We start from the raw sequence: 6,282 nt of genomic DNA, 5'->3' as shown, positions 1-6,282 counted from the left end.
GTTCGTGCTGGCGCGCTCGCTCGACCCGCGCCGCTACGAGGTCCATTTCGCCTGCGACCCGCGGTTCAACAAACTCCTTGGCCCGATGCCGTTCTCGTACCACCCGATCCGCAGCATTCCCAGCGAGCAGTTCCTCGCCAGGATGGCCGGCGCCCGGCTCTTCCTTTTCTTCAGCACACGGGCGTTGCGGCGGTACATCGAGGAGGACCGCAGGGTGCTGGCCGAGGTCGCACCCGACGTCGTCGTCGGCGACCTTCGCGTTTCGCTGTCCGCCAGCGCCCGACTGGCCGGCGTTCCCTACGTCGCCGTTGCCAACGCCTACTGGAGTCCCTACGCTCGTCGGCGCTTCCCGCTGCCGGAAGTGTTCTGGAACAAGATCTTCGGGGTCCGCTTCGTGCGCTTCGTGTTCCGCTTCGAGCGCCCACTGCTCTTCGCGCTGCAGTGCCTGCCGCTGAACTGGCTGCGCTTCAGGCGCGGGTTGCCGACTCTCGGCTGGGATCTCTGCCGCATCTTCACCGACGGGGACTACACGCTCTACGCCGACGTGCCCGAGCTGATGCCCACGTATGACCGGCCGGCCAGCCACCAGTATCTGGGCCCGGTCCTGTGGTCGCCGGCGGTAGTGCTGCCGGAGTGGTGGGACTCGCTGCCGACGGACCGGCCGATCGTCTACGCGACATTGGGCACCTCGGGCGGCCGAAACCTGTTGCAGGTGGTGCTCGACGCCCTGGCTGACCAGCCAGTGACGGTGATCGCGGCCACCGCCGACCGCAGCGACCTGACGAACGTCCCGGCCAACGCGTTCATCGCCGACTACCTGCCCGGTGAAGAGGCCGCGGCCCGCGCGTCCGTCGTCGTCTGCAACGGCGGCAGCCTCTCCACGCAGCAGGCCTTCGTGGCCGGCGTGCCGGTGATCGGGGTTGTCGCAAACCTGGACCAGCACCTCAACATGGAGGCCATTGAGCGCGCCGGCGCGGGTGTGCTGCTGCGCACCGAATGGCTCAACGCCCAGCGAGTAGCAGCGGCCGTGCAGGACGCGCTGAGAAATCCCGACTACCGTCAGGGCGCCCGGCGACTCGCCGAAGCCTACGGACGAGACTTCGCCGGACTCCCGGAGCACATCGAAAGCGGGTTGGGTCTCAGCGCCGAGATCATGCCCGCGAAGGCGCGGACCGCTTAATCGCCCCGCCAAGGTGCTCGTTGGGGCGGTTGCACCCAGCTCTGCAAGACTCTGCGGCCGATCAGCTGACAGCGATGTGTGCCCGCCAATTGCCTTGCCGCAGAAGTGAATTCCTGGTTGCTGAACACCATGCTCCGGGCGCATCCGTGGTGCAGGGCGCCGGAGACCACCTGCTGGACGGCCGCGACGCCGACGGGTTTGCCGTAGCGCTTGCACTGGATCGCCACACACTCGCCGTCCTTCTCGGCGATCAGGTCCACACCGTAATCGCCCACCGGCGGAGTGAACTTGACCTGCCAGCCCGCCCGTCCTAGGCGTGCCGCGACGTAGCCCTCGAACTCGACGCCGTCCATGGCGTCGATTGCGGTGATGTCGGCGTCGGCTCGCCCGCCGCGCGGCCACCGGCGTTTGGTCGACCAACCCACCAGGACCTCGAACAACAAGAACAAGTAGAACGCCACAAAGCCCGCCCCCAAGCTGTGCTTGACGATGCCGATGAAGAGCGCAAAGACGAGCGGGAGGACCAAAAGGGCCTTGCTCATGCTGCGCGAATCAGCGGGGCGGTCGGCTGCACGAGCTGATCATAAGGGCGGGCCAGGACAAGCAAAGGGTCAATCCGGGGCGTGCAAAGGCCACGTGTGCAGGCCGTGAACGGGATATGAATTGTGGGGACGGTATGACGCCGCAGTGGCGCGGATGACGGCCGTACCGGGGAGACTGTTGGGGTGACCAAAGACCATTCTGATTGCAATCACCCCCACTTCTTGCGGTCGGTAATCCGTTGGCTGCAGGCCGGCTACCCCGAAGGCGTGCCCGGGCCCGATCGCGTCCCGCTGTTTGCCCTGCTCCGCAGCACACCGCTCAGCACGGACCAGCTCAAAGAGGTGGTCATCAGCCTCACCTCGAAGGATTCCCCCGCGGCCGCCGACGGCGTCATCGACGGCAACGAGATCGCCCAGCAGATCACCGAATTGACCCACAAAGACCCCGGACCCGAGAACGTCCGGCGGGTGGCCGCCACGCTGGCCGCCGCCGGCTGGCCGCTGGCCGGCATCGACGTCAGCGAGGTTATCCCCGGTGACGAAGACGGGGAGGCGGCCGAAGAGGTCGCGGCAGCGCTGCGAACTGTGTCAGAGGCTTGAGATATCGATGACGAAGCGGTAGCGCACGTCGCTGGCGAGCACGCGCTCGTAGGCTTCGTTGACGTAATCCGCTTTGATGACCTCTATTTCGGGCGTCACGCCGTGTTCGGCGCAGAAATCGAGCATCTCCTGCGTCTCGGCGATCCCGCCGATGTTGGAGCCGGACAGGCTGCGCCGCGCGAGCGCCAACCCGAACGCCGGCACCTCCATCGGGTGCTCGGGGATGCCCAGCTCGACTATGGTGCCGTCGACGTCCAGCAGGCCCAGGTACTGGCCGAGATCCAGGTTGGCCGAGACGGTGTTCAGGATCAGGTCGAAGCTGCCGCGCAGCTTCTTGAAGGTGTCCGGGTCGGCGGTCGCGTAGTAATTGCTTGCGCCCAAACGCAATCCGTCTTCCATCTTCTTCAGTGACTGCGACAGCACGCTCACCTCGGCGCCCATCGCCGCGCCCAGCTTGACGCCCATGTGGCCCAGCCCGCCGAGGCCGATGATCGCCAGCCGGGTGCCCGGCCCGGCCTTCCAGTGCCGCAGGGGAGAGAAGAGGGTAATGCCCGCGCAGAGGAGGGGTGCCGCCTTGTCCAGCGGCAGTTCGTCGGGAATGCGCAAGACGAAGTTTTCGTCGACGACGATCGCCTGGCTGTAGCCGCCCTGCGTCACGGTGCCGTCTCTGTCGACCGCGTTGTAGGTTCCGGTCGCGCCTCGCTTGCAGTACTGCTCGAGCCCGGCCTCACAGCTGCTGCACTGGCCGCAGGAGTTCACCAAGCAGCCCACTCCGACGCGGTCGCCCACCTTGTGCTTGGTGACCTCGGAGCCGACGGCGGTCACCACGCCGGCGATCTCGTGGCCCACGACCAGCGGGTACTTCGGTACACCCCACTCGGCTTTGACGGTGTGGATGTCGGAGTGGCAGATGCCGGCGAACTTGATGTCGATCGCGACGTCGTGCGGGCCGGGGTCGCGGCGGTCGATGGTGGTCTTGGTCAGCGGTGCGGTGGCGGATGTGGCGGCGTATGCGGAAACAGTGCTCATCTTCTCTTCCTCGGTGTCGATTCCAGAAAAAGTTTAGTTAGGTTAAAGTTATTTTTCCAGCCGGAGGGTGCGGCAGCCGTAACGCCAGCTTATGGCGGTCCTTCGCGAGACGGCAGCGCCGGAAGAGCCGACCACGTAATCTATGCAGCGCGTATGCGCCTGGCGTGGGGAGTTGGTGCGGTGGAAGCAAACTTCGGCCACTATCGATTGCTGGAACCTATCGGTCAGGGCGGGATGGGCCAGGTGTTCCGGGCCTACGACACCGTGCACGACCGGGAAGTGGCGCTGAAGGTGCTGGCGGCGCACGTCGCGCAAGATCCCACGTTCGAGCAGCGATTCCGGCGCGAAGCGCACGTCGCGGCGCGGATGAGCGAGCCGCATGTCGTCCCGATTCACAGCTACGGCGCGATCGACGGCCAGTTGTATGTGGACATGCGATTGATCGCCGGCCGTGATCTGGCGTCGGTGCTGGAGGAGTCCGGTGCGATGGAACCCGCTCGGGCCGTTGGGATTATCGAGCAGGTCGCCGATGCGTTGGACGCCGCGCATGCGATCGATCTGGTGCATCGCGACATCAAGCCGTCGAACATCCTGCTGGGCCGGCGAGACTTCGTCCACCTGATCGACTTCGGCATCGCCCAGGACATCAATGCCACCCGGATCACCAAAACGGGCCTCGCGATCGGCACCTTCGCCTACATGGCTCCGGAGCGGATCGACACCGGTCAGGGCGGACCGTCGTCGGACATCTACTCGCTGGCCTGCGTGTTCTACGAGTGCCTGACCGGGCAATTGCCGTTCCCGGGCGACAGCCTGCAGCAGCAGATCGTCGGGCACCTGTCCAAGCCACCGCCGCGTCCGTCGGCGGTTGGTGTGCCGCCGGCTTTCGACGAGGTCATCGCCAGGGGACTGGCCAAGGAGCCGGGCCAGCGGTACCCGACGGTGACGGCGTTCGCCGAAGCGGCCCGTGCGGCGCTCGATCACCAGCCGCGGGAAACGCGGGTGTTGCCGACGCAGGTGGCGCCGACGCGACAGGCGCCACCTTTTCCAGGGTCGGCATTCGTCGGGCAGGCACCTCCGAACGTCGCCGTAAATCGGGGCCGCCAAGATGTTTTGCCAATCGAATCGCGCGGTCAGCAATTACCGCGGCCGGTGAATTTCATCGCGCCGGGAGTTCTCATTATCATATTTGTCGTGGCTGGCATACTGTATCTGACATTTTTAGGGTGATGCAATGCAAATAGAAATGGGACAACAGGTCCTGGTTGCCTCAGAAGTCGTCGCCCTTCCGGCGGCCCCGTTTTTTTCTGCGTTGTCGTGGTTAGTGCTGGCAGTCGCGTTCGGTCTTGTCGCCAGGCGTTGCTGGGCTGGTAGGCGGGCGGTGGCGATCACTGGCTTGCTGACCTGCGTGGCTGCGTTGGCAGGCGGAGTGGCGTCTGTGCTGGTGAGCGCCAGCGCGCTACAGCTGGTGCTCAGCTTAGCCTTTTTAGCGCTCATCGCATTCGGAATAACCGCACACCGGCCATTCGGATGGTGGTGGTCAGTTCCGGCAACGGTCGCCGGATTACTCGGTGCGTCGGGAACAATTGTTCCGGCATTTTCTTATCTCGAAGAATTGAGCTACCCTGAATATTTTTATTATGGCTGGCTTTGGCTGGTCCCACTTTTAATCCTCGGCATCGGCATGTGCCGGACCCGAGTAGAGCCGCCGACGCCTAATTAATCGGCGCGTTGATTCAGCGCAGGTCAGCGTCGGCGCGCTAAGTGTGGGGCCCCGCAGCAGGTCACCGGATGCCGTCGGCCAACGCCGAAAGGGTCTCCGCCGAGGTAAATTTCGGCTGCCACCCGAGCTGGTTCTTGGCATTGCTGGTATCCATCACCACCGACGTGCGGCCCGCGTGCAGCCACTCCAGCGCCGACGGAACAAAGGGCAGCCGTGCGATGACCTCTGAGGTGGCCACTGCCGCGACGCGCGGCACCCGCACGGGCCTGCCACCGAGCGCGTCGGCGACTTCCGACATCGACACCACGCCGTCACCGGCGATGTTGTATGCCCGTCGGCGCCGATGTGGTGACCGCCAAGGCGATAGCCGCCGCGACGTCATCGTGGTGAATCAGCTGCAACGGTGTGCCCGTGCCCGGGTCCGGGAAAGGCGGTTTAACCAGTTGCGCCACCCGACGCACCGGCTGGGGAAGCTGGTTCCACGGCATGGCATCGGCAAGCGCGGGGGCCTTGGGTCCGGCCACAATGCACGGCCGCAGCACATAGACCTCGAGTGCTGACCCCGCGGTGATCTCGGCCAGCGCCGCCTCGCACGCCGCCTTCTGCTCGGAGTAGTAGTGCTCGGGTGAGCCGCGGGGCGGAACATCCTCGGTGATCGGGACCGGATTGTCGGAGTGATAACCGTAGGCGGCTACCGACGACGTGTAGAACAACCGCCTCGGACGCCCGGCGGCCACGGCCGCTTCGAAGACATTGCGGGTGCCCTCCAGGTTGACCCGTGCGCTCTCCTCTCGCGAGCCCATGATGATGAACGCCAGGTGCACGACAACGTCGACATCGTCGACCAGCGCATCGACAGCGCCGCGGTCAAGGATGTCGCCCTGCCGATAGACCGTCTTCGACCAGCCGTGCTCGGCAGGATCAAACGGCCGGCGCGCCATGCCGAAGATCTCGGTCACGTCGGGATGGTGCTCGAGTGCCTCGATCACTGACATCCCAATGTCACCCGTTGGCCCGGTGACGGCGACGCGCAGTGACATGATCCGGCAGTTCCCGCTGGGCCGTCGGGCAAAACCTGCTAGCTGACGCCGTGGGTGTGCCGACCGCATGTGCGCCATATTATGCACTCATTTACGCGCTGGATAGTGGTGTACGATGAGACGCATGAGCAAGCGAGTCAGTTTGATTCTCAAAGACTCCGACGAGGC

Annotated in this window: 6 protein-coding genes and 1 pseudogene; 4 read left to right on the top strand and 3 right to left on the bottom strand. The window is 65.2% G+C overall.

What is annotated here, in order from left to right:
• A partial coding sequence (locus tag VML93_RS32265) for a glycosyltransferase (protein WP_325616934.1) occupies nt 1–1,180 on the top strand: 1,180 nt, incomplete at its 5' end.
• Here VML93_RS32265 and VML93_RS32260 read toward each other — a convergent pair.
• Nucleotides 1,177–1,722 carry a restriction endonuclease gene (locus VML93_RS32260; RefSeq protein WP_325616932.1) on the bottom strand — a complete coding sequence of 182 codons (546 nt, stop codon included), beginning with the start codon at nt 1,720–1,722 and terminating at the stop codon, nt 1,177–1,179. The genes VML93_RS32265 and VML93_RS32260 overlap by 4 nt on opposite strands.
• Before the next feature lie 183 nt (nt 1,723–1,905).
• Between VML93_RS32260 and VML93_RS32255 the strand changes: the two genes are divergently transcribed.
• Nucleotides 1,906–2,322, top strand: a complete 417-nt coding sequence (locus VML93_RS32255; RefSeq protein ID WP_325616930.1) for a DUF3349 domain-containing protein — start codon at nt 1,906–1,908, stop codon at nt 2,320–2,322.
• Here VML93_RS32255 and VML93_RS32250 read toward each other — a convergent pair.
• Complete coding sequence (locus VML93_RS32250) at nt 2,311–3,351, bottom strand: NAD(P)-dependent alcohol dehydrogenase (protein ID WP_325616928.1); 1,041 nt, start codon at nt 3,349–3,351, stop codon at nt 2,311–2,313. The two genes, VML93_RS32255 and VML93_RS32250, sit on opposite strands and share 12 nt — an antisense overlap.
• A 180-nt stretch (nt 3,352–3,531) precedes the next feature.
• Here VML93_RS32250 and VML93_RS32245 point away from each other — a divergent pair, with 180 nt between their 5' ends.
• Together VML93_RS32245 and VML93_RS32240 are read left to right on the top strand one after the other, a co-directional pair.
• Entirely contained in the window at nt 3,532–4,581 is a 1,050-nt protein-coding gene (locus VML93_RS32245) for a serine/threonine-protein kinase (RefSeq protein ID WP_414686505.1), read from the top strand.
• Between the two features lie 4 nt (nt 4,582–4,585).
• Entirely contained in the window at nt 4,586–5,074 is a 489-nt protein-coding gene (locus VML93_RS32240) for a hypothetical protein (RefSeq protein WP_325616926.1), read from the top strand.
• 61 nt (nt 5,075–5,135) lie between these two features.
• On the opposite strand, the pseudogene VML93_RS32235 reads toward VML93_RS32240, so the two are convergent.
• Nucleotides 5,136–6,114, bottom strand: a pseudogene (locus VML93_RS32235) (NAD-dependent epimerase/dehydratase family protein).
• Between the last annotated feature and the right edge of the window lie 168 nt (nt 6,115–6,282).

Source organism: Mycobacterium sp., assembly GCF_035499775.1.
Taxonomy (GTDB): Bacteria; Actinomycetota; Actinomycetes; order Mycobacteriales; family Mycobacteriaceae; genus Mycobacterium.
This window is presented reverse-complemented; position numbering and strand designations above follow the sequence as displayed.

Excerpts from the sequence above, each read along its gene's own strand:
- VML93_RS32260 (WP_325616932.1), bottom strand. The coding sequence starts at position 1,722 with ATGAGCAAGGCCCTTTTGGTCCTCCCGCTCGTCTTTGCGCTCTTCATC.
- VML93_RS32250 (WP_325616928.1), bottom strand. The coding sequence starts at position 3,351 with ATGAGCACTGTTTCCGCATACGCCGCCACATCCGCCACCGCACCGCTG.
- VML93_RS32240 (WP_325616926.1), top strand. The coding sequence starts at position 4,586 with ATGCAAATAGAAATGGGACAACAGGTCCTGGTTGCCTCAGAAGTCGTC.